We start from the raw sequence: 25,764 nt of genomic DNA on the forward strand, positions 1-25,764 counted from the left end.
GCTCACGAAGAAGCCCGCCGCCCCATTCGGGGTGGCGGGCTTCTTCGTTTGCCGGGCGACGGGGCGCGGCGGGATCGTATCACGGTGACGGGGGAGTGACCGAGACGACGATCGAGGTCATCGCGTCACTGGCGTTGATGTAGCGATGCGGCTGGCGGGAGTCGAAGGTGATCGACTCGCTGCCCACGATGATGTACGTCTGCCCCGCGATCTCGACGGTGAGTTCCCCGCTGATGACGAAGACGCACTCGGTCGACGGGTGGCCCCAGGGGTGTGCGGAGCTCGCGGCCCCCGGGGGGATGTCGGCGGTGAGGACTTCGAGGTCGCCGCGTCCCGGCGTCAGTCGCTCGTAGACGAAGCCCGCGTCGGATCCGCTGAGTCGATGCCGGGCGCCCGGCCGGCTGACGGACACGTTGGGGGCATCCGGATCGCTGAACAGCGTGGCGATCGAGGCTTCGAACACCTGGGCGAGCTTGCGCAGCGAACCGAGACTCGGGTCGGCCGAGCCGCTCTCGATCTGGCTGAGCATGCTGACCGAGAGGCCGGACAGGTCGGAGAGCTGCCGCAGGGTGAGACCCTTTGCGGCCCTGAGGGATTTGAGGCGTTCGCCGAGCACGTGATTCATCGATCCTTTCGATCGAACGGATGACTGTTGCATGTTCGATTTCAATGTGATTGTATCTTTTAATCGGATTGAAAATCTCGATCAGATTGAAATCCGTTCCCCCGAACGCGCGAGCAACCGGATCAACTTCCCAGAACTCTACTGCGTCCTGCCCCCTGATCACAGGAAGATCGACGATGACTTCATCCTTCGCGAAACCCCTCGCACTGGCCTCATCTCTCGCCGTCGCCGCACTCGTGCTCGCCGGTTGTTCAGCTTCATCGAACAATGCAGCCTCGGGCGGCGGTGGGACCCTCACGGTCGACACCTCGTTCGTGCTGAAGACCCTCGACCCGGGACTCGTCTACGAGCAGACCGGCAACATCATCGTGCACGCGCTGTACGACACGCTCGTGACGTACGAGGGCTCCGACGTCACCACTGTCGTGCCGGAACTCGCCAGCGAGTGGGTGCAGTCCGACGACGGCACGACCTGGACCTTCACGTTGAACCCGGACGCCACGTTCGCCGACGGCTCCGCGGTGACCGCGGAGGACGTCGTGTTCAGCCTCACGCGCCTGCAGAACCTCAAGGGGTCCTCCTCCCAGACCGTCGAGGGGCTGACCTTCGCCGCGGACGGTGACGACACCGTCGTCGTGACCAGCCCGACCCCGAACCCGAACGTCCCGGTCGTCCTCGCGATGCCCGCGGCGAGCATCCTGAACGCCGAGGAGGCGGAGAAGCTCGGCGCGACCGACGCGGCCGATGCAGCCTCCGCGGACACGATCGGCACGCAGCTCGACGAGGTCAGCCTCGGTTCCGGTCCGTACAAGATCAAGAGCTACGACTCGAGCTCGAAGGTCGTGCTCGAGGTGAACGAGGACTACTGGGGCGACGCCCCGGCCTACTCGCGCGTGGTCGTGCAGAACGTCGACGTCCAGAACCAGAAGCTCACGATCTCGCGCGCAAAGGCAGACGAGATCGCCCTGGATCTCTCCGGTCCACAGGCGGCCGAGCTCTCTGACGACCTCCAGGTCTCCGGGGTCGCCGACACCTCCTACTTCCTCAGCGTGAACCAGGACCCCGCCGTCTCGGAGATCACCTCCAACCCGGCGTTCCTCGCGGCGCTGCGTGCCAGCGTCGACGGTGCGGGGATCGCCGAGATCTTCGGCGAGGGCGCGACGGCCGCGGCCGGGCTCGTTCCGCCCGCATTCGGCGGCGCGCTCGACGAGTCCGAGGTGCAGCCGCAGGACATCGAGAAGGCGAAGTCGCTGCTCGAGGAGGCGGGCATCCCCGCACCGAAGGTGAACCTCGTGTATCCGGCGATCACCTATCGTGGCGTCGACCTCGGCACCATCGTCACGAAGGTGCAGCAGGACGCGAAGAAGGCCGGCATCGAGATCGAACTCCAGCCCGAGCCGATCAACGTCTTCCTGCAGTCGCAGTCCGAGGGCAAGAACGAGATCAACTTCTCGCCGAACAGCCTGAACTACCCGGCCGCGGACTCGCTCGTGAACAACATGGCACCCGCCGCCTCGACCTCGACCCGCGCGGGATGGACCGTGGAGCGCGCAGATCCGCGCGCCGTCGAGGCCAGCGACGCCGTGAACGCCGAGGTGACGCCGGAAGGCCGTGCCGAGGCGATGATCGCCTGGCAGAAGGTCATGAACGAGACTTCGCCCTTCGTGGTCCTCGCGAACAACGCCGGCATCGTCGTCGCCACCTCGAACCTGGTCGGTGCGTCTTACACGCCGGCAGGCTGGACGGTCGACCTCGCGGCCATCTCCGCGAAGTAGTCCGCCGCGGTCGGCCGCCTGTCCCTCCTGTCGGGCGGCCGACCTCCGGTTCTCACCACCTCACCGAAGGCGAACGAGCAATGCCAGCCCTCCTGCAGATGATCGGCCGCCGGCTGATCAGCGCGATCATCCTCCTCTGGGGGGTCACCGTCGTGACCTTCGCGCTCATGACCATCGTCCCCGGGGACCCGGCCGCCGCGAACCTGTCGCAGCAGGCCTACGACGACCCCGAGCTGCGTGCCGCGTTCGAGCAGAAATGGGGGCTGGACCAGCCCATCTGGGTGCAGTACGGCCGCTACATCGCGAACCTCTTCCAGGGTGATCTCGGTATCTCGCAGCAGACCCACCGCCCGATCACCCAGGACCTCGCGCAGTACATCCCCGCGACGCTCGAGGTGGCGCTGCCCGCCATGATCCTCGCGATCGTCATCGCCGTCGCGCTGGGCATGATCGCCGCCACCCGCAAGGGCTCGGCCATCGACGGCGGCATCCGCGGCGTGTCCCTCGTCGGGCTCTCGACCCCGCCGTTCTGGCTCGCCCTGGTCGCTCTGTACGTCTTCTTCTACGCGCTCGGACTCGTCCCCAACGGCGGGCGACTGAGCAACGAATACGACCCGCCGCCCACCGTCACCGGTATGTACACGCTGGACGCCGTGTTCGCCGGGCAGTGGGACGTGTTCGCCGACGCCGTCTGGCACCTCATCCTCCCCGTCGGCATCCTCACCGCGCTCACCGTCTCGGGCCTGCTGCGCTTCGTGCGCTCCGCCATGATCGAGGTGCTGGACGCCGAGTACATCCGCGCCGCCACCGCGAAGGGCCTCCCGGCGCGGACGATCACCTGGCGCCACGTCTTCAAAGCGGGACTGCTGCCGGTGCTCACGGTGACCGGGCTGATGTTCGCCTCGCTGCTCGGTGGCGCCGTGCTCGTCGAGCAGGTGCTCTCGTGGCCGGGGCTCGGCCAGTACGCCTACAAGAGCGCCCTCTCGCTCGATCTGCAGGCGATCCTCGGCGTGACGCTGTTCATCGCCGTCGTCTACACCCTGATCAACCTCCTCGTCGACGTGCTCTACACGATCGTGGACCCCCGGATCGGAGCGAAATGACCATCCTGTCCTCCGACCGGCTCGCCGTCGCGAAGGAGCCGCGTCGTCGCGGATTCCGTCGCAACCGCCGGTTCACCCCGCGCACGTCGTTCTGGACGCCCGTGACCGTGATCTCCTTCGGTGTGATCGCCGCGTGGATCCTCGCGGCGCTCCTCGCCCCGGTCATCGCGCCGTACGACCCGCTCGAGACGAGCGGACCGTTCCTGGATGCGCCGTCCGCCGCGCACTGGATGGGCACGGACGACCTCGGTCGCGACGTGCTGAGCCGAGTGATCTACGGTGCCCAGCTCTCGCTGCCCCTCGCCCTCGCGATCGTCGTGTTCTCGCTGCTCGTCGGCGGAACCGTCGGCCTCGCGGCCGGGTACTTCGGCAAGGCGGCGGACAACGTGCTGATGCGCGTGGCCGACCTCGTGCTCGCGTTCCCGCAGATCATCCTCGCCATGGCGGTCGCCGCGGCCTTCGGGCCGAGCGTCGGAAACGCCGTGCTCGCCCTCGTGATCGTCTCCTGGCCGCTGTACGCGCGGATCATCCGCAGCTCGGTGCTCAGCGTGCGCGAGCAGGAATACGTCTTCTCCGGACGCCTGCTCGGGTCGACGACCCTGAAGTCCATCGTCAAGGACGTCATCCCCAACAGCGCCGGCCCGGCGCTCGTGATGGCGACGATCGAGCTCGGCAACGCCATCCTCATGCTCGCCGCGCTGTCGTTCCTGGGCCTCGGCCCCCGGCCCCCGGCTGCGGAATGGGGTGCGATGATCGCCCTCGGCTCGCAGAATCTCGGGAACTGGTGGATCAGCCTGTTCCCCGGCCTCGCGATCCTCACGATCGTGATGGCCTTCAACCTGCTGGGAGACGCCGTTCAGGACTACCTGGATCCGCGCTCACGAAATGCGAGGAAGCGATGAGCGACGCGACGCTGCTCTCGATCGAGGACCTCTCCGTCGTCATGCCGACGCCGGAGGGCGAGATCGAGCTCGTGCACGACACGAGCATCCGGATCGGACAGGGTGAGGTCGTCGGCCTCGCCGGCGAGAGCGGCTCGGGAAAGAGCATGACGGCCTCGGCGGTCATGGGCATCCTTCCCGAGGGCGCGACCGCCTCCGGCCGGGTCCTGTTCGAGGGGCGTGATCTGCTGACCCTCAGCACCCGGGAGCTCAACGAGGTGCGCGGCAATCGCATCTCCATCGTGTTCCAGGATCCGACCGCCGCACTGCACCCGCTGCTGCGGATCGGCACGCAGATCACCGAGCACCTCATCCACCACACCGGTGTGAGCCAGAAGCAGGCGCAGGCGCGAGCGATCGAGCTGCTCGATCTCGTGCGCATCCGCGACCCGCACCAGGCGATCACGGCGTATCCGCACCAGTTCTCCGGAGGCATGCGGCAGCGTGCGGCCATCGCGATCGCGCTCGCGTGCGAGCCCCGCCTGCTGATCGCCGACGAGCCCACCACCGCGCTCGACGTCACGGTGCAGGCCGGCATCCTCCGCCTGTTCGACCGTCTGGCGCGCGAGACGGGGGTGTCGATGCTGTTCATCACGCACGACCTCGGGGTGATGAGCGCGATCGCCGACCGGACCTACATCTTCAAGGAGGGCACCGTCGTCGAGCACGGTCCGACGAACGAGATCCTCAACACGCCGTCGCACGAGTACACCCGCGCGCTGATCGCATCCAGGGCGCAGTCGCTCGCCGCGCAGCGCACCCACCGAGGAGGCGCACGATGAGCGCGTTGGAGATCGACGACGTCGTCGTCACGCACCGCCGGCGCGGCGCCCCGCCCGTGCACGCGGTGAAGGGCGTCTCGCTGACCGTCGAACGCGGCCGGATCGTCGGACTCGTGGGGGAGTCGGGATGCGGAAAGTCGTCGCTCGCCCGGGTCGCCGTGGGGATCGACCGTCCGACCTCCGGCACGGTGCGCTTCGACGGAGAGCCGCTGCATCCGCTCACGATGCGCCGCCGCCCGAGCCGCGACCGCGGGTTGCAGATGGTGTTCCAGAACCCGTATGCCTCGCTGAGTCCCCGTCGCTCGATCGGAGCGCAGCTGCTGGATGGCGCTCCCGATGCGCTCGAACGATCCGCCCGTGCTGCCGAGGTCTCACGACTGCTGCGACTGGTCGGACTCGACGAGTCGGCCGCCTCTCGCTACCCCACCCAGTTCTCGGGTGGTCAGCGGCAACGGCTCGCGATCGCCCGTGCGCTCGCCGCCCAGCCCAGCGTGGTCGTCGCCGATGAGCCGGTCACGGCCCTCGATGCCTTCTCGTCGGCGCAGATCGTCGAGCTGCTGCAGGGCCTCGTCCGCGAACTCGGCATGGCGATGCTGTTCATCTCGCACGACCTGTCGTTGGTGCGGGCGATCGCCGACGAGACCGCGGTGATGTACGCGGGTGAGATCATCGAGCGCGGGCCCAGCGAACAGCTGTGGCAGCACGCAGAGCACCCCTACACGCAGCGCCTCATCGATGCCATCCCGGAGATCGGCCCGACGAAGCGGCTGCCGGGCAGAGAAGAAGACCTCGCGGAGGCCGTCGCGGCCCCCGCCACGGGAGGAGAAGCATGATCACCATCGCCGAGGACCGCCGCGTCCTCCTCACCGGAGCCCGCATCTTCGACGGGCGCTCCGAGCACCTGCGGGACGGGAACGACATCCTCGTCGACGCCGACGGAGTGATCGCGGGGCTCGGCGCCACCGGCACCCTCGACGCCGGCGACGCACGGGTCATCGACCTGGCCGGCCGGATCCTCAGCCCGGGGTTGATCAACATGCACGTGCACCTGGGGCTCGCGCTTCCCGGGACCGCAGGGGCGGAGATCGCCTCCAAGGGCGACCCCGACCTGCTGCTGGTGATGGCCGACAGTGCCCGACGCACCCTGCATGCCGGCGTCACCACCGCGCGGCTGGTCGGCGAGAGCCGCTACCTCGACTTCGCCCTGCGCCGCGGCATCGACGCCGGGATCATCGCGGGCCCACGGCTGTACACCGCCGGACACGCACTGTGCTGCACCGGTGGGCACGGGTGGGAGTCCGATGCGCTGGAGGGCGACGGCGCCGACGACCTGCGCCGACTGACGCGGCTGCAGATCCGCCACGGCGCCGACCTGATCAAGGTCTGCATCTCGGGCGGGATCGCGGGGGAGCACGAGCAGATCGACACCCCGCAGCTGACCGACGACGAGATGGCCGCCGTCATCCAGACCGCGCATGACTGGGGCCGCAAGGTCACCGCGCACGTCGGGCCGTCCGAGACGCTGCGGCGTGCCATCGAGCTCGGCCTGGACTGCGTCGAGCACGGCTACGAGCTCACCCGCGAGGTCACCGACCTGATGAGCGATCGCGGCGTCTGGTACGTGCCGACCATCACGGTCAGCCGGTGCGAGGAGTTCTTCGACGCGCAGGGCGTGCCCACCTGGATGAAGGAGCGTGCGCTCGGTGCGGGGCCGCGTCACTGGGAGAGCCTCGAGAACGCGATCGCGAGCGGGGTGCGCATCGCCATGGGCACCGACATGCCGCCCGCCGCGGACTTCGACGGCACGACCGCGACGGTGCGCGAGATGGAGTTCATGGTCGACGCGGGCATGAACTCGCTGGACGTCATGCGCTCGGCCACCTCGTCCGCGGCGGAGCTGCTCGGAGCTGACGACCTCGGCGTCGTCGAGGTCGGTGCGAGGGCGGACTTCATCGCCACGGACGCGGATCCGACAGCGGATGTGGCTGCGCTGCGCGGAATCGACTGGGTCATGCAGGGCGGCGCCGTGCTGCGGGACGACCGGGCCGGACGGTGAACACCCCGACCTCGGGCACCTCGACCGTGCGCATCGCCGACGAGTACGTCGCGACACTCGCCGACCACGAGCCGGCCGCTGCGCAGGCGCTGGGCGTCACCGCGCAGGATCGACTGCCCGATCTCAGCGCCGAGTGGGCGGTCGAACGCCGCGCGCTCGCCGTGCGCACGCGCGACGCGCTGGCGACCGTCGAACCGACGACGGAGGATGCAGCGCTGCACGCCGCTCTTCGGGAGCGCATGGACAGCGACATCGCCCTGTTCGACACCGGCTTCACTGCGCGGCTGCTCGCACCGCTGGCGACACCGGTGCATCTGGTGCGCGAGGCGTTCGACGACGTCACCGTCACGGATGACGCCGCCGGCGACGAGATCATCACCCGCCTGTCGGGGGTGCCCCGGGCGCTGACCCAGCTCGACGACCGCCTGAAGTGGGCGCGCGCGGCGGGGGAGCGCGGCGAATTCATCGGCACCGGCATCGCCGCGGAACGGCAGGTGCGTGAGGTCGCGGATCAGATCGCGGGCTGGATCGACCCCGACGGAGTCGACTACTTCCGATCCCTCCGCGCGACAGATCTGTCCGCCTCCCGCCGCATCGCCCTGGATCGTGCGGCACTCGCGGCGACCGACGCGATGGCGGGGTTCGAGCGGATGCTGCGCGACGAACTGCTGCCCCATGCGCCACGGCAGGATGCCGTCGGTGAGAGCGTCTATCGCGCGACCGCGCAGAGCTTCCTCGGCACCGAGCTCGACCTCGACGAGGTGTACGACTACGGCTGGCACGAACTCGATCGACTGTGGCGGCAGGCGCGCGGTGTCGCGGGAGAGATCCTCGGCACCGGCGCGCCGGCAGACGTCTCGGTCGCTGCACGCACGCTCGCGCAGGACCCGGGGCACCGCGTCGATGCGGACGACGTCGTCGGCTGGCTGCGCGATCGCCTGGACTGGACCCTGGATCGGGTCGACGGCACGGCCTTCGCGCTGCCCGCGGATGTGCGCGATGTCGACATCGTCGTTCCGCGGGCCGCGAAGGGCGTCGTCTACTACACGCCCGGAGCGCCCGACGGCTCGGCGCGCAGCAAGATCGTCTGGACGATCCCCGCCGGAGCGACGTCGGTGCCGACCTGGCAGGAACTCACGAGTCTCCACCATGAGGGCGTCCCCGGGCACCACCTCGAGCATGCGGTGAACCGGGCCAATGCGTCCCTGCACCCCTGGCAGCGCTACCTGTGCGAGATCCACGGGTATGCCGAGGGCTGGGCGCATTACTCGGAGGCGCTGTCGGACGAGCTGGGTCTGCTGCGCGATGCCCCGGAACGGCTGGGGATGCTGCTCGGACAGCTGTGGCGCACGGTGCGCATCGTCGCCGACATCGGGTTGCACACCGGTCGGCCGCTGCGGCGCAACGAGGTCACCGACCAGACGGAGTGGACGCCGGCGATCGCCCGCGACTTCCTGGTGCACTACGGCCTCGTCGATCCCGTGACCGCACGGTTCGAGGTGGACCGCTACCTCGGCTGGCCGGGGCAGGCCCTGGCGTTCAAGGTCGGCGCGAAGCTCTGGGCCGAGGCGCGCACGGCGAGCACCGCATCCACACTCGACTTCCACACCCGGGCCCTCGCGCTCGGACCGATGGGGCTCGCGCCGCTGCGCGAGCGTCTGCTGCAGGACCTGACGAAGGAACACGCATGACCACCACCGCCGAGCTCGAGAGCTTCATCGTCGCGCTGTACGAGGACCTCGCCGATCGCGTCGCGTTCGATGCGCGCCTCGCCGATGACGTGACGGTGTGGGAGACCCCCTGGCCGACGCTCATGCACGGTATCGCCGAACTCGACGAGCTGCGGGGTCCTGCTGCCGACCCCGACGAGCGCCGGCGGACGCTGCCGAGCGTCGTGCCGACCGGCATCGTCACGAGCGACTTCGGTGACACCGGGGTGATCCGGTACGTGCTCGAGGTGCGCACCGCGGCGGGCGAGCCGCTGGTCGAAGTGGTGCGCGTCACGGATGTGGTGCGCCGAGACGCGGACGGATGGCGGATCGTGCACCACCACGCCCAGGACATGCCGGTCGAGTGAGTCGGACGAGTCGGAGCAAGGAGAGACAGATGGACCGCAACACCGTCGACTGGCACGGGTACATTCCCGCGATCACCACCCCGTTCACGCGCGAGGGGGAGCTGGATCCCGTCGCGTTCGAGGGACAGATGCAGTGGCTGGCCGCGCAGGGGATGCACGGCGTCATCCTCGCCGGCACCTCCGGCGAGTGGTTCAGCATGACCGAGGCCGAACGCGCTGAGCTCTTCACCCTCGGCGGTCGGTTCCGCGCGGACATGCGCGTGATCGGCGGCTGCAACGCGTTCACGGCGGCCGAGGCGATCCGGCACGCGCACGCGGCGGAGGAGGCCGGGCTCGACGGTATCCTCGTGACGCCGCCGCCCTACATGGTGCCCACCCGCGAGGAGATCGTGGCCTTCTACCAGGAGGTCTCCGACGGCACATCGCTCCCCGTCACCGTGTACAACTGGCCGCGCGGCTGCATCGTCGACCTGAGCCCGGACCTCCTGAGCGAACTGGCCGACATCGAGAACGTCGTGGCGATCAAGAACTCCACCGGCGACTTCCGGGCTTTCCTCGACGCCATGTATCTCGTGGAGGATCGCGTGCGCTACTTCGGCGTCCCGACGAACGCGCTCGGAGCCGACCTCGCGACGCTCGGTCACGGAGACGGTCTCATGGGCTCCGGAGCCCCGCTCGGCAACGACCACCCCGGCTTCTGGGATGCGCTCGCCGCGGGGGATCGGGCGCGGGCGATCGAACTCGGCGCTCGTGATCGCGTGGTCATGACCAGCTGGTTCGGGCCGGACTACGGCGCGCAGTTCGGGAACCAGCAGGCGATCATGAAGACCGCCCTTCGGTTGCAGGGCGTTCCGGCCGGTTTCGTCCGCCGCCCCCTGCTCGAACTCTCGACCGAGCAGGTGGACCGTGTCCGCACCACGCTGGAGGGGCTCGGCATCGCGACCGTGCCGTTGTCGTGAGCATGCGGTACGACGCGGTCGTCATCGGCGGTGGCCTGCTCGGCGGGGCACTGACCTGGATGCTGGCACGCGAGGGCGCCTCCGTACTGCTGCTGGAGAAAGACCAGTTGAACCAGCACGCCTCCGGCCAGAACGCCGGCAGCCTGCACTTCCAGCTCGAGTATCGGATGGTCGAGAACGGGTGGGAGTCGGCGCGCACCGCCGCCGCAGCCATGCCCCTGCATCTGGACGCCGCCGAGGCCTGGACGCGGCTGGGAGATGAGCTGGGCGAATCGGTCGGTGTCGTGCAGCGCGGCGGCTTCATGCTCGCCGAGACGGCGGAGCAGGTGGCGGTGCTCGAACGCAAGGTCGGTCTCGAGCAGGAGTGGGGGCTGGATGTCACCCTCCTCGACGGTGATGAGGCGCGGCGCATCGCGCCCTACCTGTCGGAGTCGGTGCTCGCGGCCGCCTTCTGTCCGATCGAGGGCAAGGCCGAGACGCGCACCGCGGGGCCCGCTCTGGTGCGGGGTGCCGTGAAGCTCGGCGCAGAAGTCCGCACGCACACCCGTGTGAGCGGGCTCGAGCGCGACGCGCGCGGCTGGAAGGTGACCGCCGCCGGTCCGGATTCGACGTTGAGCATCCACGCCGACACGGTGATGATCGCCGCGGGGGTGTGGACCACGGACGTGGGTGCGCTCGCCGGCGCGGACCTGCCGACCATCCCGCTGGCTCTCATGATGAGCGTGAGCGCGCCGGTCGAGCCCTTCATCGGACACCTGATCCAGCACGCCGGCGCCAAGCTCTCGCTCAAGCAGACGAAGGACGGCACGGTGCTGATCGGCGGGGGGTGGCCGGCAGCACTCAGCCGCCGCGCGGGCTCCCCGGACCTGGAGACGCGTCCTCGCCTTCTCCCGGAGTCCATCGTGGGCAACGCCCGCGCGGCGATCGGCGTGGTGCCGGGCACAGCCCGACTGCCCATCGTGCGGTCCTGGGCGGGGACCACGACAGTCACGCCGGATCAGCTGCCACTCGTGGGAGAGGTGCCCGGATGCCCGGGGATGTTCGTGGCCACCGGCGGATCGGCCTTCACGCTCGGGCCGAGCTTCGCCCATTCCCTCTGCGACCTGGCCGCCGGTCGCACACCCCACATCGACCTGCGGCCCTACGCCCCGGACAGATTCGGAGTCATGGCATGAACGACCAGCCCCTCGCCGATCGCGCGGTGCCGCGGCGACTGGATGTGTACTTCGTCGTGGACGGTCGGTCCGTGCGCGCCGCTGCGGGGGAGACCGTGGCGGCGGCGATGCTGGCCGAGGGCGAACGGTGCTTCGCTCGGCGGGGCGGCGAGCAGCGCGCGCCGCTGTGCAACATGGGCACCTGCTTCGAGTGCGCGATCACGGTCGACGGCGTGCCGATGACGCGCACCTGTCTGACCACCGTCCGCGACGGCATGAACGTGCGGACCGGCGCATGAGCGCCGACCTCTACGACCTTGCGATCGTCGGGGCAGGACCGGCCGGTCTGGCCGCAGCGCTCGAGGCGCACGCACAGGGCCTTCGGACGCTCGTGATCGACGAGCAGCGCGCCGCCGGGGGACAGATCTTCCGTCAGCCGCCCACCGAGTTCGACGAGCCGGTGCGGTCTCCGGTCGGGTATCCCTGGGCGGCGGATCTGCTCGCGGATGCCGCCGCGGCGACCGGCATCGACTGGTGGTTCGAGTCGACCGTGTTCGGCGTGCTCGATGCGCGCTCGACCGGGCGCGACGATTTCGAGGTGCTCGTCACGGGCCCTCAGGGTTCGCGGCGCGCGCACGCGCGGAGGCTGCTCGTCGCCACCGGCGCCTACGACATGCCGGTGGCGATCCCCGGATGGACGATGCCTGGCGTGCTGATGGCCGGCGCGGCACAGGGTCTCCTGAAGGCACAGCATTTGCGGGCAGCGGGTCCGGTCGTGCTGGCGGGTTCGCATCCGCTGATGCTGATCGTGGCCGCCCAGCTGGTCCGTTCGGGGGCTGAGGTGACGGAGGTGGTCTTCGCCCGCGGAGTGCCCTCCGTGCGCGAGCTGTTCCTCGCCGCTCCGGCCGTGTCCGGGCACGTGCGCCTGCTGGCCGAGCTGGCAGGCTGCGTGCTGACCCTCGTGCGGCACGGCGTCCGGATCACGACGTCGACGGTCCCCACGGCGATCGTCGGCGACGGTGGCGTGAGTGGCATCCGACTGGCGAAGGCCGACCGGGCGTGGCGCGTGCGCGGACCCGAGCGCGAGGTCCCGGCGCGGACCGTCGTCCTCGGCTACGGGTTCCAGGCCTCCACGGAGCTCGCGCGTCAGCTCGGATGCCCGGTGCGTTGGGACTCGGCCGCCGGCGGATGGCTGGTGGACGTCGACGGCAACTTCGAGACGGGCGTTCCCGGGGTCTTCGTCGCGGGTGAGCCCACCGGTGTCTCCGGGGCCGAGCAGTCACGGGCGGAGGGGGCCGCGGCTGCGGCGGCGATCGCCGCCGGTCTCGGCAGGCCCGTGGACGCCGTGCGCGCTCGGGCGATCGAACGGGACCTGCGCCGCTCCCGACGGTTCGCCGCGGTCGTGCAGCGGATGTTCGCGCCCGAGCGACCCGGCCTCACGGCGCTCGCCTCCCCGGCGACGACGGTCTGTCGGTGCGAAGGGATTCCACGGTCCGATGTCGACGGGTTCCTTGAGGCGAACCGGCATGCCGACACCGTGGATGCGGTCAAGCTGAGCTGCCGGACGGGCATGGGGCCCTGCCAGGGGCGGTACTGCGAGACGACTGTGGCCGGTGCGGTCGCCGCCGCGCGCGGCGGGACGGTCTCCGACGCCGGTCGCTTCGCCGCTCAGCTGCCCGTCAAGCCGGTGTCCCTGCAGACGTACGCCGACCTCTTCGACGCGGACTGATCGCGGTCGGCGCCCGGCGGGCGCCGACCGCGGCGTCAGCGGACCCGCAGGTCCTTGCGGAGGATCTTCCCGGAGCTCGACTTCGGGATCACCTCGATGAACTCGACCTGTCGCACCTTCTCGTGCGGGGCGACATGGGCGGCGACGTGCGCCATGACCGCATCCGCGTCGAGGTCGGTATCCGGCTGCCGCACCACGAACGCCTTCGGCACCTCCTGGCCGTCGTCGTCGAGGGCGCCGATCACGGCGGCGTCGGCGATGGCGGGGTGTTCGAGTAGCACCGCCTCCAGCACGGCGGGGGCGACCTGGTACCCCTTGTACTTGATGAGCTCCTTGAGCCGGTCGACGATGCGATAGATGCCGTCGTGGGTGACGGTCGCGACATCGCCGGTGTGCAGCCAGCCGTCGGCGTCGAGCATCTCGGCGGTGGCATCGGGGCGATTGAGGTATCCGACCATGACCTGCGGCCCGCGCACCCACAGCTCGCCCGGCTCGCTGGCACCCTCGGCGGGCACCGGCACGTCCTCGCCCGATTCCGGATCGACCAGTCGTGCCTCGGTGTTGGGCACGAGTGGGCCGATGGCGGAGCGGTCGATGTCGTCGCGCGTCTCGGAGGTGAGGTTCACGGCGGGGCTGGTCTCGGTCATCCCATACCCCTGGGTGACGATGCAGTCGAGCCGGCTCGCCACCGCCGACGCCAGCGCGCCGTCGAGGGGAGCGGCGCCGGAGAAGACCACCTTCACCGGCGAGAGATCGTACTGGTCGACGATCGGATGCTTGGCCAGTGCGACGGCGATCGGGGGCGCGACGAACACCCAGGTCGTGCGGTGCTCCGCGATGATGCGGAGGAACTCGGGCAGATCGAACTTCGGCATCGTGACGAGTCCGGCGCGCTGGCGGAGCGCGAAGTTCAGCAGCACGGTCATCCCGTAGATGTGGAAGAAGGGGAGCAGGGCGAGGAGCCGATCGCTCGCCGTGACACCGAGAACGGGCCGGCACTGCGACACGTTGGCCACGAGGTTCCGATGCGTGAGCATCACGCCCTTGGGTCGCCCGGTCGTGCCGGAGGAGTAGGGCAGGACGGCGAGGTGCGTCGCCGGATCGAACGACACCTCGGGTGCGTGATGCCCTTCGCCCAGCAGCGCCGGCAGCGAGGGATGGCCCTCCGCTCCGTCGAGGACTATCACGTGATCGGCCGAGAGGCCGAGCTTCTCCGCGGCCGCCAGAGCCCCGGGGAGCAGTGGTGAGACGGTCACGAGCCACGTCGCCCCCGCATCGGCGAGCTGATTCGCGATCTCGTCCGCCGTGTAGAGGGAGTTGATGGTCGTCGCCGTCGCCCCCGCCCGGAGGATGCCGTGGAACACCGTCGCGAACGCGGGGATGTTCGGGCACAGCACCCCGACCGTGGTCCCCACACCCACCCCTCGGGCGGCGAGGGCTCCCGCGAAGAGGTCGATCTGTCCGACGAGCTGCCGGTAGCTGGTCGTCGCGCCGCTCACTCCGTCGATGAGCGCGATCGAGTCGAGCTCGGTCTCGTCGAGCCCGCCGAAGAGGAACTCGTGGATGGAGACCTCGGGGATCTCCACATCGGGGTAGGCGCTGCGAACCATGAGATCTCCTTCGATCCGGGATGCCGACGTCGTCGTCGAATGCGATCCAGTGTCGCACACAACGGCACCGAGTCCCAGGGCTCGGAAGAGGTCAGACCGCGCCGTGCAGCCGGTACCGCGTGCTCGGCCGACCCTTCGTCGAATAGTCGAGCGTGCGGATCGCTCGACCGGCGCTCGCGAGGTGCTCGAGGTAGCGTCGCGCGCTGACCCGGGAGATGTCGAGGTCATCCCCGATCTCGGTCGCCGAGGCATCGGGGCGGGCCGCAAGTGCCGCGACCACGCGATCGAGCGTCTCGGCGCTGAGCCCCTTGGGAACGCCGAAGCGCTGACGGAACGCGATGATCGCATCCGCGGCCTCGACGCGGCGGACGACGTCGTGGAGCTCCGTGTGATCCCGGAGCAGCAGAGTCGCCCCGATCTCGCCGCCGTCCGCGTCGCTGCCGGTGCTCCGGGCGACGAGCACGTGCGAGCCGACGATCACGGGCCGCCCGGCCGCCTCGCCCTCGCGGAGCACGGTCGTCAGCTCGTCGCCCAGCACCTCCGCGGCCGAGGCGCCGTCGAGGTCGGCGGCATCCCGGCCGAGGAAGCGCGCGGCCGCGTCGTTGACCAGGGTGATCCGTCCCGCTCCGTCCACCGAGATCACGCCTTCGCTGAGCCCGTGCAGCGTGGTCTCCTGGTTCTTCACGAGCGCGGCGATCTGATGGGGCTCGAGCCCGTAGATCCGACGGCGGATGATCGACGTCACCCATGCCGAACCGAACACCCCGAACACCGCGGCCGCGAGCATCGCCGAGATCAGCCAGACCAGGTTCGCGGTGAACTCCTCGTTGAGCTCCGATTCGAGGATCCCGACCGACGCGGTGCCGATGACGGTGCCGTCGTCGTCGCGGATCGGGACCTTGACCCGCCAGGACGTGCCGAGCGTTCCGGTCTGCGTGCCCACGTAGACCTCGCCGGAGAGGGGGATCGAGGGGTCGGTGGACACCTTCTCCCCGATGCGCTCCGGATTCGGGTGCGAGTAGCGGATGCCGTCCTCGTCGGCCACGACGACGTACGCGAGGTCGGATGCCTCGCGGATGACCTCGGCGATCGGCTGGATGGTGGTCGAGGGCTCCGCATCGTCGAAGGCGTCGAGGACGGTCGGCAGTGCGGCCACCGACTGGGCCACGGCCTGCATCCGGTCTTTGTAGGCCTCGCGGAGCGCCTGCTCCTGGAACGCGCCGGCCACGATGCCGGTCGCCAGGGTCACCAGGAACACGATCAGCGCCTGCAGCACGAGGAGCTGCACGCGGAGCGTCATCTTCGAGGCCACCACCTCCCCATTCTCACGCGTCGTCCCCGGCCTCGCGAGCGGGGGACGACACCGTCTCCGACCAATAGTTCCGAAACTCCGACCAATGGTTTCCGAAGCTTGAGCGCGGCCATCCGTCCTCACAGGGTGGACGGACAGCAGCACGAACGCTCAAGGAGGAGCGCACATGAAGAACGCACGCATCGCCACCCTGACCGCACTCGCGGCAGTGGCCGCATTCACCCTCACCTCATGCGCCGGAGGCAGCGCGGCGAACGACGGCGGCGGCGGTGAGACCGAGGTCGCCGCGGTCACCGACGTCTCGATCGTCGTCCCCGCAGACCCCGGCGGAGGCTGGGACCAGACCGGCCGTGCCGTGTCGCAGGTGCTCACCGAGGAAGACATCGTCAGCTCGGCTCCCGTGACCAACGTCGGCGGCGCCGGCGGAACGGTCGGCCTGGCCCAGCTCGCCAACGAGAAGGACCCGAACACCCTCATGGTGATGGGGCTCGTGATGGTCGGCGCCGTCGAGACGAACGCCTCGGCGGTGCGGATCGAGGACACGACGCCGATCGCCCGCCTCACGGATGAGCCGCTCGTCGTGGTCGTCCCGGCCGATTCGAAGTACGACACCCTCGAGGATCTGGTGGAGGACATCGCCGACAACGGGCAGTCGGTCACGATCACGGGCGGCTCGGCGGGAGGGGCCGATCACATCCTCGCCGGGCTGATGCTCGAGGAGGCGGGCCTCGACGGTGCGGAGATCGCGGAGAAGCTGAACTACACCCCGAATTCCGGCGGGGGAGAGGCGGTTCCGCTGCTCATCGGCGGCAAGGTCGCTGCGGGCATCTCCGGCGTCGGCGAGTTCGCCCAGCACGTCGAGAGCGGCGACCTTCGTGCGCTGGCGGTCTCGAGCGAGGAGCCGGTCCCCCAGCTTCCGGACGTGCCGACCATCACCGAGGAGGGCTACGACGTGGTGCTCACCAACTGGCGCGGCGTGATCGCGCCCGGGGGTATCTCGGATGGGGAGAAGGACGAGCTGGTGCGTGTGATCACCGAGTTGCACGAGTCCGAAGCCTGGACCGATCAGTTGGAGACCAAGGGCTGGGCCGATGCGTTCCTGGTCGGCGCGGAGTTCGACGACTTCCTCACCGGGGACATCGAAGAGGTCACCGCGACGCTGAAGAACATCGGGCTGGTGCAGTGACATGACGGTCCCCGCATCGTCGGGGACCGAGGAGCGGGGCGTGCGAGACGGCCATGACGGCCGGCTCGCACGCCGTGCTCCCTCCGTCCCCCTCGGCGAGCTCGTGTTCGCCGGCATCATGGTCGCCCTCGGCGTCTTCGCTGTGGTCGGCATCTTCCTGATCCACGTCCCCGTCGGCATGAAGGCAGGTCCCACGGTCTTCCCGATCTTCGTCTCGGTCATCCTGCTCGCCTCCGCGGTCGCCGTCCTCATCGGCGTGCTGCGCGGGGAACGCGGCGGGGCGGAGGACGCGGAAGACATCGATCAGAGCCTCCCGACCGACTGGGTCACCCTCGCCAAGCTCGCGGGACTCGTCGTCGCGCACCTCCTCCTGATCGAGCCGCTGGGATGGGCCCCCGCGGCCGCCCTGCTGTTCGGCGGAGTCGCGTGGTCGCTGGCCGCCAAGCGGTGGTGGATGGCGTTCCTCATCGGCATCGCCGTGGCCCTCGTGATCCAGATCGTCTTCGGCGGTCTGCTCGGACTGTCGCTGCCGTGGGGTCCTGCTCTCGGCTGGCTCGGAAGGATGTTCTGATGGACAGCTGGACCCTGCTCCTGGAGGGATTCGCGACGGCGCTGCAGCCGCAGTACCTGGCATTCGCCTTCCTCGGCGTCTTCGTCGGCACCGCGGTCGGCGTGCTGCCGGGCATCGGCCCCGCGATGACGGTGGCGCTGCTGCTTCCCCTCACCTACACGCTCGATCCCGCCGCGGCGCTCATCACCTTCGCCGGCATCTACTACGGCGGCATGTACGGTGGCTCGACGACGAGCATCCTCCTGAATACCCCAGGGGAGTCGGCGTCGATAGTCACGGCGATCGAGGGCAACAAGATGGCCAGGATGGGGCGTGGCGCTGCGGCGCTCGCCACCGCGGCCATCGGATCGTTCATCGCCGGCACCCTGGCGACGCTCGGGCTGACGCTGTTGGCGCCGCTGCTCGCGCAGTTCGCGGTGAACCTCGGCCCCGCCGATTACGTGGCTCTCATCGTGATCGCGTTCATCACGGTCGGCGCGCTGATCGGCAGCTCGATCTCGCGCGGCATGCTCTCGCTCGGCGTCGGCCTGTTCCTCGGACTCGTGGGCACCGACTGGCTCTCCGGGCAGCAGCGGTACACGCTCGGGCTCCCGGCGCTGTCCGACGGCGTCGACATCGTCCTGGTCGCGGTCGGCCTGTTCGCGGTCGGGGAGACGTTCTACATCGCCGCCCGGTTGCGGCACGGCGGCGTCGATGTGATCCCCGTGACCCGCGGATGGCGGTCGTGGATGACGAAGGCCGACTGGCGCCGTTCGTGGAAGCCGTGGCTTCGGGGGACCGCGATCGGCTTCCCGATCGGCACCATCCCGGCCGGCGGCGCGGATGTCGCCACGTTCCTGTCGTACGCGACCGAGCGCAAGCTGTCGAAGCACCGCGACGAGTTCGGACGCGGTGCGATCGAGGGCGTCGCAGGCCCCGAGTCGGCGAACAACGCGGCCGCCGCCGGTGTGCTGGTGCCGCTGCTCACGCTGGGCCTGCCGACGACGGCCACCGCGGCGATCATCCTCACGGCGTTCCAGTCGTACGGCATCCAGCCGGGGCCGCTGCTGTTCGAGAGCCAGTCGAACCTGGTGTGGGCTCTCATCGCGAGCCTGTACATCGGCAACGTCATCCTGATCGTGCTCAACCTGCCGCTCGTGGGCATGTGGGTGAAGCTGCTGCAGATCCCGCGGCCGTACCTGTACGCGGGCATCCTGCTGTTCGCGGTCTTCGGGGCGTACGCGCTGCACAGCTCGCCGACCGACATCGTGATCCTGCTGGTCGTCGGCATCCTCGGCTACTTCATGCGGCGGTACGGCTACCCCGTGGCGCCGCTGGTGGTCGGGATGATCCTGGGGCCGATGGCCGAGGAGCAGCTGCGCAAGGCGCTGCAGCTGAGCCAGGGGGATCTGAGCACGCTGGTCCTGCAGCCGTTCGCGGCGGCCGCCTACGCCGTGCTCGCGCTGCTGATCGTCGGCGGGCTGTGGCTGCGGCGTCGGCAGCGCCGGTACGAGCAGGCGCTGACCGAGTCGATCGCGGTGCCGATCAAGGCCGACTCCGAGGTCTGAGTCCGAGGCGGTGGGTTCGAGAGGGGAGGAGGCCGCGAGTAGGCTGATCCGGTGAGTGACGTACAGGCCCCCGCGCGAGGGCCTCGCGCCTACGCAGCATTCATCGGGATCGGCCTTCTCGCCGGTCTCCTCTCCGGACTCTTCGGCGTCGGCGGCGGCACGGTCATCGTCCCGCTGCTGGTACTCCTGCTGCACTTCGACCAGCGGCTCGCGGCGGGCACCTCGCTCGCGGCGATCGTGCCGACGGCCGGTGTCGGCGTCATCTCCTACGCCACGACCGGGTCGGTGGCCTGGATCCCCGCCATCATCCTGGCGGCGGGTGCCGTGGTGGGTGCGCAGATCGGCACTCGCCTGCTGCCGCGCATCTCGCAGACGGCGCTGCGGTGGGGCTTCGTCGGGTTCCTCGTCGTGGTGATCGTCAGCCTGTTCCTGGTGATCCCCTCGCGTGATGCGGCCTTCGAACTCTCCTGGCTGACGGGCATCGCGCTCGTCGGGGTGGGCGTCGGCACGGGCATCCTCGCCGGGCTGATCGGCGTCGGCGGCGGCGTGATCGTCGTCCCGGTGCTGATGCTGGCCTTCGGCACGAGCGACCTCGTCGCCAAGGGCACCTCACTGCTGATGATGATCCCGACGGCGATCTCCGGCACGGTCGGCAACCTCCGCAACCGCAACGTCGACCTGCTCGCGGCGGCCCTCATCGGCGTCTCCGCCTGTACGACGACCGCGCTCGGAGCGTGGCTGGCGACCATCGTCGACCCGACGCTGGGCAACATGCTGTTCGCGGCATACCTCGTCGTGATCGCGGTGCAGATGGCGATCAAGGCCGTCCGCGGGCGCAAGCGCGGCTGAGAACGCGTGGATGAAGGGATCTTCATCCACGACTCATCTGCGCATCATGATCGACGGGCATCATGGGGTCATGACCACCCCACGCCGCCTTCTCGTCACCGGAGCGCTGATCGCGATCCCGGTCGCCTTCGCGGTCGGGAGCGTCGTGCTGGCGCAGATGCCGCCGTCGCCGCAGATCCCCGCCGAGCCCGTGTCGGTCCAGCTCGCGCCGCCGGTGCCGAGTGAGAAACCTGCACCCGCTCCCGCACCGGCTCCCGTCGTTCCTGCTCCGGCGCCCGCACCGCCGCCTGCGCCCGCGCCGGCCCCACCGGCCGGTGACGACGACGACGATGATGACGGCGGCGACGATGACTGACGCCCCCACCCTGCCCCTCGACCTCGGCGAGCCCGTCGTTCCGGCTCGTTCGGAGACGCGCGTGGTGCCGCAGGGGCACGCCGCCTCCGGTGCTCCGCTGCGCACACTGCGCCGGCGCACCCTGCCCGCCCGCTGGCGGATCACGCTGTGGATCATCCTCAGCACCGCCATCACGCTCCTCGCCGTCGGAATGATCGGCCGTAGCATCTTCCTCGCGGGGGTGGAGCAGTCGGCCAACGCAGAGATCGAACAGGAGGCCGCCGAGTTCTCCCGATTCGCGGAGGATGCCGCGGCAAGCGGCCACACCACGGCTGAGGAGCTGGTCGGCGAGTACGTCGACCGACAGTCCGTGCACGAGGACGAGGTCGTCATCGCCACCGTCGACGGGGCGGTGGTCGCGGTCGCGAACGGCCGTGTGGAGGCGACGGATCCCTCCACGCTCTCGGCCATGCCCGGCGCGGAGGAGCTCGTGACCGCGCTGCTCGGCGAGACCGCGGCCTCCGGTGCGATGGACTCCCCGGACGCGGGCCCGTTGCGTTGGGGCCGCCTGGATTTCACGACCGGTGATCGCAACGGCGCCGTCCTGATCGTGCAGTACACGCAGGAAGCCAGGTCGCAGGTCGATGCCGGTTTCGCCACTATCGCGTGGGTGGCGCTGATCGGCATCCTGCTCAGCTCCGGTGTCGCCTGGCTCGTGGCCGGCCAGATCCTCGCACCCGTGCGAGAGGTCTACCGGGTGGCCCGCGATATCGGCGAGCACGATCTCACCGCGCGAGTGCCGGTCGAGGGGACCGACGACATCGCCGCCGTGGCCACGACCTTCAACCAGATGCTCGACCGTCTCGAAGCCGTGCACGCCACGCAGCAGCGATTCGTCGACGACGCAGGACATGAGCTGCGCACCCCGATCACGATCGTGCGCGGGCAGCTGGAACTGCTCAGCGAAGATCCCGAGGAGCGCGCGGCGACCCTGCGTCTCGTGAGCGACGAACTCGACCGAATGAGCAGGATCGTCACCGATCTCCTCGTGCTCGCCCGTGCGGAGCAGCCCGACTTCGTGCGGGTCGCGAACTGCGACATCGCCGCCCTCACCCTCGACATCGAGGCCAAGGCACAGAACCTCGGCGATCGTCGGTGGCAGCTCATGGAGGTGGCGGAGGGTACGGCGGCTCTCGATCCGCAGCGGGTCACGCAGGCGATGCTCCAGCTCGCGGCGAACGCGGTGCAGGTCACCGAGGTGGGCGACCGCATTCTCATCGGCTCGCGCTTCGACGGCGACGGGACAGAGCGCCGGCTGCGGTTGTGGGTGCGCGACTCCGGTCCCGGCGTGGCCGCCGCGGATGCCGAGCGCATCTTCGAGCGCTTCGCCCGTGGCGACAGCACCGGTGCGCGTCGCGGGTCGGGGCTCGGGCTCGCGATCGTGCGGGCGATCACCGACGGACACGGCGGTTCGGCCTGGGTCGACAGCGTGTTCGGCGAGGGCGCCACCTTCGGTATCGACCTTCCGGCACCCACCAGCGCGCGGCTCGACGCCGCGGCAGAGAGGAGCGAGTGAGATGCGCAGCATCCTCATCGCCGAAGATGACCCGCACATCACCTCGTTCGTCCGCCGGGGCCTGCGGGCGGCCGGCTACGAGACCGCCGAGGCGGCCGACGGGCACACCGCGCTGCTGATGGCTCGCAGCGGCATGTTCGACCTCGTGCTGCTCGATATCGGGCTCGGCGGCATGGATGGCTTCGATGTGCTGGCGAACCTTCGCGGTGAGGGCGTCTCGACCCCCGTGATCATCCTCACCGCGCGCGACTCGGTCATCGACACCGTGCGGGGCCTGGAGGGTGGGGCGAACGACTACGTCACCAAGCCGTTCCAGTTCGCCGAGCTCATCGCGCGCGTGCGGCTGCGGATCGGTGACGGCGAGGGTCGTGCAGCGGGCCCCGTTCTCACCCATGATGACGTGCGCGTCGATGTGCGGGCCCGCACGGTCACGGTCGACGGAGACATGCGCGAGCTCACCTCGCGGGAGTTCGCCCTGCTCGAGGTGTTCCTGCAGAACGCCGGTCAGGTGCTGTCACGCGACCAGCTGATCGGGCATGTCTGGGGGATGGACTTCGATCCGGCCTCCAACGTGGTCGACGTGTACGTGCGCGCTCTGCGCGGCAAGATCGGTGTCGACCGCATCGAGACCGTGCGCGGGGCGGGATACCGATTCCGATGAGTGATCAGACCGACACCACGAGCCCGGCGGCCGAGATGACGACGGTCGAGCGCACGCGCTTCGCGACGATGCCGCCCGAGCGACAGGGGCTGCCCGTCGGACGCCGATCCGAGCGCCCTCGACTCGGACGTGCGAGCATCCTCCGCCTGGTCGCACTCGGACTCGTGCTGGTCGCCGCGGCCGGGATGGTCCTGGCCGCGCTGACGCGGTCATCCGGAGACAGCGCGCCGACCTTGCCGATCGCGGTGACCCTCACCGTCTTCCTGCTCGCCGTGTGGGCCTGGACCTCGACGCGGCTCGACGACACGCTCGTCGCCTTCCTCGCGGCGATCGCCTTGATCGTCACCGGGGTGCTGCCGGCGAGCGACTTCTTCGCCTCGCTCGGCGACGAGACCATCTGGCTGCTCATCGGCGCCTTCGTGATCGCCTCCGCCGTGTCGTCCTCGGGCCTCGCCCTGCGCGGCGCCTCCCATCTGCTGCGGTTCGCACGGGGAACCCGGAGCCTCTTCCACCTCACGACGGTCGCGCTCACGCTCACCGCCTTCGCCGTGCCCGCGACGTCCGGGCGTGCGGCGCTCGCCGTACCGGTGTACACCGCGGTCTCGGTCGCGCTTCCCGGACGCGAGCGGGTGGTCCGCGCCCTCGCCCTGCTGATGCCGACCGTGGTGCTGCTCTCGGCCGTCGGATCCCTGCTCGGCGCGGGAGCGCACATCGTCACGGACCAGCTCCTGCGGGCAGCAGGCGAGGCGGGGTTCACCTTCCTGAGCTGGCTCTGGCTCGGGCTGCCGTTGGCGATCTTCTCCTCGCACCTGGCTTGCGAGATCATCCTCTGGCGCTTCACCCGCCGTGCCGACCGCGCAATCCCCCTGCGCATGGATGCCGCGGAGATCGGCCGTTCCGCATCGACCGCCGTGACCGGGCCGCTCAGCATCCTGGAGCGGCGAGCAGCCGTGCTGCTGGGCGGTGTGATCCTGCTCTGGGCCACCGAACCGCTGCACCACCTGTCGCCGGCCCTGGTCGCGCTCCTCGGAGCCGTTGCCGCCGTGACGCCGGGGATCGGCTGCCTGACCTTCCCCGCCGCGATCAAGCGGGTGCCGTGGTCGCTGCTGCTGTTCCTCGCCGCGACACTGGCGCTGGCATCCGCGCTCACCACCACGGGAGCCGCGGCCTGGCTGAGCTCCTCGGCGCTCGCCCCGCTGCGTGGACTCGGTGCTGCCGGGGCCGTCGCCTTCGTGCTCGTGGTCATCGCGATCTCGACCGCGGCTCACCTGCTGATCCCGTCACGGTCGGCGCGCTCCGCCGCGATCATCCCTGTCGTGATCGCGCTCGCTCCTGCCCTCGGCGTCTCCCCGATGGCTGCGGCCTTCGCCTCGACCGCCGCGGCCGGTTTCTGCCACACGCTTCCCAGCTCGGCAAAACCGGTCGCGATGTTCGCCGACCCCGACATCGTCAGTGGGGGCTTCACCCCACCCGATCTCCGTCGGCTCTCGGCGCTGCTGGCGCCCGCGATGTTCGTGCTCGTCGCGGTCTTCGCGCTGTGGATCTGGCCGCTGATGGGGCTGCCGCTGCTGCTCTGATCCGCGGCATACGCCCCGTCACACCCGCTTCACTCCGTGTGCGCCGCCGGTGCACCGGTGCTCGTCGTGCCCGCACACCGGGCATTCGTCGCCCGTTCGGGCGCAGAAGGAGGAACCATGTCGATCCACACCCCGCAGCGCATCCTGGTCGCACCGAGCGGATTCAAGGAGAGCCTGAGCGCCGAGGCCGTCGCCCAGGCGATCGCCGCCGGCGTGCGTCGGGTCATCCCCGGCGTGCAGGTCGACGAGTACCCGGTGCCGGATGGCGGGGAGGGCACCGCCGCCGCGCTCGCCGCCGCCACCGGAGGGGAGCTCATCGCGGCACGGGTCACCGGTCCCGTCGGCGACCCGGTCGATGCGCACTGGGCACGGCTCGGAGGACGCGCGGCGGGCACGGCCGTCGTCGAGATGGCATCCGCCGCCGGACTGCGACTCGTGCCCCGTGACCGCCGCGACCCCGGTGAGACCACCACTCGCGGAGTCGGCGAGCTGATCGCGGCGGCTCTGGACGCCGGGGTCGAGCGGATCGTGGTCGGCTGCGGCGACTCCGGTACGAGCGACGGCGGTGCCGGTGCGCTCGAAGCTCTCGGTGCGCGCATCCTCGATCGCGACGGCGTGCCCCTCGCCGCGGGCGGTCGACACCTTCGAGATGCGGCGAGCCTCGATCTCGCAGGGTTGCACCCTCGCATCGGAGAGATCGAGATCGTGCTCGCGTGCAACATCCACAACGTGCTGTGCGGGCCGCGCGGTGTGGCACGGGTGTTCGGCCCGCAGAAGGGAGCGACGCCGGAGCAGGTGGACGAGCTCGCGACCGCCCTGGACGTCTGGGCTGGTCTGCTCGAGGAACAGAGCCCGTTCGGCGCGGCGATGGACGTGCGCACCGGCGGCGGCACGGGAGCATCCGGCGGACTCGGGGCTGGGCTGGCCGCGGTGCTCGGTGCGCGTCTCGCCCCGCGCTTCGAGGTGCTGCTCGACAGCGGTCTGCTGCCGGAACCGCTCGACGAGCTGATGGCGGTGGCCGACCTCGTCATCACCGCCGAAGGTGCCATCGACTTCCAGACACCTCGGGGCAAGGTGCCGGCCGAGATCGCCATGCGGGCCCGGGTCGCGGGCGTCCCGGTGCTCGGCATCGCCGGGTCTCTCGGGGTCGGCGCCCCGACCGTGCACGACATCGGCATCGACGCGATCGCCTCGATCATCACCGTGCCGATGCCCCTCGAACAGGCCGTCGAGCACGGCGAGGCCCTGCTGCGCGACGCCGCGGAGCGCAGCATGAGGATGGTCCTGCTCGGATCGGCCATGTCGGCGCGGGCGGCCTGAGCGCTCCTGCGCCTGCCATG

The 25,764-nt window shown here is 70.1% G+C and carries 24 protein-coding genes; 21 read left to right on the forward strand and 3 right to left on the reverse strand.

The features are described from left to right. Positions 1–79 precede the first annotated feature (79 nt). A complete protein-coding gene (locus tag GZ67_RS0100805) occupies positions 80–625 on the reverse strand; it encodes a helix-turn-helix domain-containing protein (RefSeq protein ID WP_036302868.1) in 546 nt (181 codons plus the stop codon). Between the two features lie 176 nt (positions 626–801). Between GZ67_RS0100805 and GZ67_RS0100810 the strand changes: the two genes are divergently transcribed. The 12 genes from GZ67_RS0100810 (at position 802) to GZ67_RS0100865 (ending at position 13,201) form a co-directional block, all read left to right on the forward strand. Continuing rightward, positions 802–2,400, forward strand: coding sequence for an ABC transporter substrate-binding protein (locus GZ67_RS0100810; RefSeq protein ID WP_029260935.1), 1,599 nt, complete (start codon positions 802–804; stop codon positions 2,398–2,400). Between the two features lie 80 nt (positions 2,401–2,480). Then, positions 2,481–3,503, forward strand: a complete 1,023-nt coding sequence (locus GZ67_RS0100815; protein WP_029260936.1) for an ABC transporter permease — start codon at positions 2,481–2,483, stop codon at positions 3,501–3,503. Beyond that, complete coding sequence (locus GZ67_RS0100820; RefSeq protein ID WP_029260937.1) at positions 3,500–4,405, forward strand: ABC transporter permease; 906 nt, start codon at positions 3,500–3,502, stop codon at positions 4,403–4,405. Before GZ67_RS0100815 ends, GZ67_RS0100820 begins: the two co-directional genes overlap by 4 nt. Further along, positions 4,402–5,226, forward strand: a complete 825-nt coding sequence (locus GZ67_RS0100825; RefSeq protein WP_051662233.1) for an ABC transporter ATP-binding protein — start codon at positions 4,402–4,404, stop codon at positions 5,224–5,226. The genes GZ67_RS0100820 and GZ67_RS0100825 overlap by 4 nt, the downstream gene beginning before the upstream one ends. Beyond that, positions 5,223–6,059 (forward strand): ABC transporter ATP-binding protein, encoded by an 837-nt coding sequence (locus tag GZ67_RS0100830; protein WP_051662235.1) that lies wholly within the window; start codon positions 5,223–5,225, stop codon positions 6,057–6,059. The genes GZ67_RS0100825 and GZ67_RS0100830 overlap by 4 nt, the downstream gene beginning before the upstream one ends. Beyond that, entirely contained in the window at positions 6,056–7,282 is a 1,227-nt protein-coding gene (locus tag GZ67_RS0100835; RefSeq protein WP_036302869.1) for an amidohydrolase family protein, read from the forward strand. Before GZ67_RS0100830 ends, GZ67_RS0100835 begins: the two co-directional genes overlap by 4 nt. After that, entirely contained in the window at positions 7,279–8,973 is a 1,695-nt protein-coding gene (locus tag GZ67_RS0100840) for a DUF885 domain-containing protein (protein ID WP_051662237.1), read from the forward strand. Before GZ67_RS0100835 ends, GZ67_RS0100840 begins: the two co-directional genes overlap by 4 nt. Next, on the forward strand, positions 8,970–9,359 hold the full coding sequence (locus tag GZ67_RS0100845; protein WP_029260942.1) for a nuclear transport factor 2 family protein: 390 nt from the start codon (positions 8,970–8,972) through the stop codon (positions 9,357–9,359). Before GZ67_RS0100840 ends, GZ67_RS0100845 begins: the two co-directional genes overlap by 4 nt. Before the next feature lie 29 nt (positions 9,360–9,388). Further along, positions 9,389–10,318, forward strand: coding sequence for a dihydrodipicolinate synthase family protein (locus tag GZ67_RS0100850; RefSeq protein ID WP_029260943.1), 930 nt, complete (start codon positions 9,389–9,391; stop codon positions 10,316–10,318). A 2-nt stretch (positions 10,319–10,320) separates the two neighbouring features. Continuing rightward, a complete protein-coding gene (locus GZ67_RS0100855; RefSeq protein WP_036302910.1) occupies positions 10,321–11,493 on the forward strand; it encodes an NAD(P)/FAD-dependent oxidoreductase in 1,173 nt (390 codons plus the stop codon). Beyond that, on the forward strand, positions 11,490–11,771 hold the full coding sequence (locus GZ67_RS0100860) for a 2Fe-2S iron-sulfur cluster-binding protein (protein WP_051662239.1): 282 nt from the start codon (positions 11,490–11,492) through the stop codon (positions 11,769–11,771). The genes GZ67_RS0100855 and GZ67_RS0100860 overlap by 4 nt, the downstream gene beginning before the upstream one ends. Beyond that, positions 11,768–13,201: an FAD-dependent oxidoreductase gene (locus GZ67_RS0100865; protein ID WP_029260946.1), complete on the forward strand. Its 1,434-nt coding sequence runs from the start codon at positions 11,768–11,770 to the stop codon at positions 13,199–13,201. The genes GZ67_RS0100860 and GZ67_RS0100865 overlap by 4 nt, the downstream gene beginning before the upstream one ends. A gap of 35 nt (positions 13,202–13,236) precedes the next feature. Here the strand turns inward: GZ67_RS0100865 and GZ67_RS0100870 are convergent, their stop codons facing one another. Both GZ67_RS0100870 and GZ67_RS0100875 read right to left on the reverse strand, forming a co-directional pair. Then, positions 13,237–14,811 (reverse strand): AMP-binding protein, encoded by a 1,575-nt coding sequence (locus tag GZ67_RS0100870; protein ID WP_029260947.1) that lies wholly within the window; start codon positions 14,809–14,811, stop codon positions 13,237–13,239. A gap of 91 nt (positions 14,812–14,902) precedes the next feature. Further along, positions 14,903–16,126: a PAS domain-containing protein gene (locus GZ67_RS0100875; protein WP_231481659.1), complete on the reverse strand. Its 1,224-nt coding sequence runs from the start codon at positions 16,124–16,126 to the stop codon at positions 14,903–14,905. A 163-nt stretch (positions 16,127–16,289) separates the two neighbouring features. Here GZ67_RS0100875 and GZ67_RS0100880 point away from each other — a divergent pair, with 163 nt between their 5' ends. The 9 genes from GZ67_RS0100880 (at position 16,290) to GZ67_RS0100920 (ending at position 25,744) form a co-directional block, all read left to right on the forward strand. Then, the gene (locus GZ67_RS0100880; protein ID WP_029260949.1) at positions 16,290–17,309 is read left to right on the forward strand and encodes a Bug family tripartite tricarboxylate transporter substrate binding protein; all 1,020 of its coding nucleotides are present in this window, start codon (positions 16,290–16,292) and stop codon (positions 17,307–17,309) included. 1 nt (position 17,310) lies between these two features. Further along, on the forward strand, positions 17,311–17,880 hold the full coding sequence (locus GZ67_RS0100885; protein WP_029260950.1) for a tripartite tricarboxylate transporter TctB family protein: 570 nt from the start codon (positions 17,311–17,313) through the stop codon (positions 17,878–17,880). Beyond that, the gene (locus GZ67_RS0100890) at positions 17,880–19,427 is read left to right on the forward strand and encodes a tripartite tricarboxylate transporter permease (protein ID WP_029260951.1); all 1,548 of its coding nucleotides are present in this window, start codon (positions 17,880–17,882) and stop codon (positions 19,425–19,427) included. Before GZ67_RS0100885 ends, GZ67_RS0100890 begins: the two co-directional genes overlap by 1 nt. Positions 19,428–19,478: 51 nt before the next feature. Then, positions 19,479–20,276: a sulfite exporter TauE/SafE family protein gene (locus GZ67_RS0100895; protein ID WP_029260952.1), complete on the forward strand. Its 798-nt coding sequence runs from the start codon at positions 19,479–19,481 to the stop codon at positions 20,274–20,276. Between the two features lie 70 nt (positions 20,277–20,346). Continuing rightward, the gene (locus GZ67_RS0100900) at positions 20,347–20,631 is read left to right on the forward strand and encodes a hypothetical protein (RefSeq protein WP_029260953.1); all 285 of its coding nucleotides are present in this window, start codon (positions 20,347–20,349) and stop codon (positions 20,629–20,631) included. After that, positions 20,624–22,186 (forward strand): sensor histidine kinase, encoded by a 1,563-nt coding sequence (locus tag GZ67_RS0100905; RefSeq protein ID WP_081859839.1) that lies wholly within the window; start codon positions 20,624–20,626, stop codon positions 22,184–22,186. The genes GZ67_RS0100900 and GZ67_RS0100905 overlap by 8 nt, the downstream gene beginning before the upstream one ends. 1 nt (position 22,187) lies before the next feature. Next, positions 22,188–22,847, forward strand: a complete 660-nt coding sequence (locus GZ67_RS0100910) for a response regulator transcription factor (RefSeq protein WP_029260955.1) — start codon at positions 22,188–22,190, stop codon at positions 22,845–22,847. Then, the gene (locus tag GZ67_RS0100915) at positions 22,844–24,424 is read left to right on the forward strand and encodes an SLC13 family permease (protein WP_231481661.1); all 1,581 of its coding nucleotides are present in this window, start codon (positions 22,844–22,846) and stop codon (positions 24,422–24,424) included. The genes GZ67_RS0100910 and GZ67_RS0100915 overlap by 4 nt, the downstream gene beginning before the upstream one ends. 117 nt (positions 24,425–24,541) lie before the next feature. Further along, positions 24,542–25,744, forward strand: a complete 1,203-nt coding sequence (locus GZ67_RS0100920) for a glycerate kinase family protein (RefSeq protein WP_029260957.1) — start codon at positions 24,542–24,544, stop codon at positions 25,742–25,744. The last annotated feature ends 20 nt before the right edge of the window (positions 25,745–25,764 follow it).

The organism is Microbacterium sp. Cr-K20 (genome assembly GCF_000708325.1).
Classification (GTDB): Bacteria; Actinomycetota; Actinomycetes; order Actinomycetales; family Microbacteriaceae; genus Microbacterium.

Coding starts and splice junctions, on each gene's coding strand:
- GZ67_RS0100805 (WP_036302868.1), bottom strand. CDS start 625: ATGAATCACGTGCTCGGCGAACGCCTCAAATCCCTCAGGGCCGCAAAG.
- GZ67_RS0100845 (WP_029260942.1), top strand. CDS start 8,970: ATGACCACCACCGCCGAGCTCGAGAGCTTCATCGTCGCGCTGTACGAG.
- GZ67_RS0100870 (WP_029260947.1), bottom strand. CDS start 14,811: ATGGTTCGCAGCGCCTACCCCGATGTGGAGATCCCCGAGGTCTCCATC.
- GZ67_RS0100825 (WP_051662233.1), top strand. CDS start 4,402: ATGAGCGACGCGACGCTGCTCTCGATCGAGGACCTCTCCGTCGTCATG.
- GZ67_RS0100835 (WP_036302869.1), top strand. CDS start 6,056: ATGATCACCATCGCCGAGGACCGCCGCGTCCTCCTCACCGGAGCCCGC.
- GZ67_RS0100880 (WP_029260949.1), top strand. CDS start 16,290: ATGAAGAACGCACGCATCGCCACCCTGACCGCACTCGCGGCAGTGGCC.
- GZ67_RS0100820 (WP_029260937.1), top strand. CDS start 3,500: ATGACCATCCTGTCCTCCGACCGGCTCGCCGTCGCGAAGGAGCCGCGT.
- GZ67_RS0100900 (WP_029260953.1), top strand. CDS start 20,347: ATGACCACCCCACGCCGCCTTCTCGTCACCGGAGCGCTGATCGCGATC.
- GZ67_RS0100815 (WP_029260936.1), top strand. CDS start 2,481: ATGCCAGCCCTCCTGCAGATGATCGGCCGCCGGCTGATCAGCGCGATC.
- GZ67_RS0100910 (WP_029260955.1), top strand. CDS start 22,188: ATGCGCAGCATCCTCATCGCCGAAGATGACCCGCACATCACCTCGTTC.
- GZ67_RS0100850 (WP_029260943.1), top strand. CDS start 9,389: ATGGACCGCAACACCGTCGACTGGCACGGGTACATTCCCGCGATCACC.
- GZ67_RS0100905 (WP_081859839.1), top strand. CDS start 20,624: ATGACTGACGCCCCCACCCTGCCCCTCGACCTCGGCGAGCCCGTCGTT.
- GZ67_RS0100885 (WP_029260950.1), top strand. CDS start 17,311: ATGACGGTCCCCGCATCGTCGGGGACCGAGGAGCGGGGCGTGCGAGAC.
- GZ67_RS0100865 (WP_029260946.1), top strand. CDS start 11,768: ATGAGCGCCGACCTCTACGACCTTGCGATCGTCGGGGCAGGACCGGCC.
- GZ67_RS0100810 (WP_029260935.1), top strand. CDS start 802: ATGACTTCATCCTTCGCGAAACCCCTCGCACTGGCCTCATCTCTCGCC.
- GZ67_RS0100920 (WP_029260957.1), top strand. CDS start 24,542: ATGTCGATCCACACCCCGCAGCGCATCCTGGTCGCACCGAGCGGATTC.
- GZ67_RS0100890 (WP_029260951.1), top strand. CDS start 17,880: ATGGACAGCTGGACCCTGCTCCTGGAGGGATTCGCGACGGCGCTGCAG.
- GZ67_RS0100915 (WP_231481661.1), top strand. CDS start 22,844: ATGAGTGATCAGACCGACACCACGAGCCCGGCGGCCGAGATGACGACG.
- GZ67_RS0100830 (WP_051662235.1), top strand. CDS start 5,223: ATGAGCGCGTTGGAGATCGACGACGTCGTCGTCACGCACCGCCGGCGC.
- GZ67_RS0100860 (WP_051662239.1), top strand. CDS start 11,490: ATGAACGACCAGCCCCTCGCCGATCGCGCGGTGCCGCGGCGACTGGAT.
- GZ67_RS0100855 (WP_036302910.1), top strand. CDS start 10,321: ATGCGGTACGACGCGGTCGTCATCGGCGGTGGCCTGCTCGGCGGGGCA.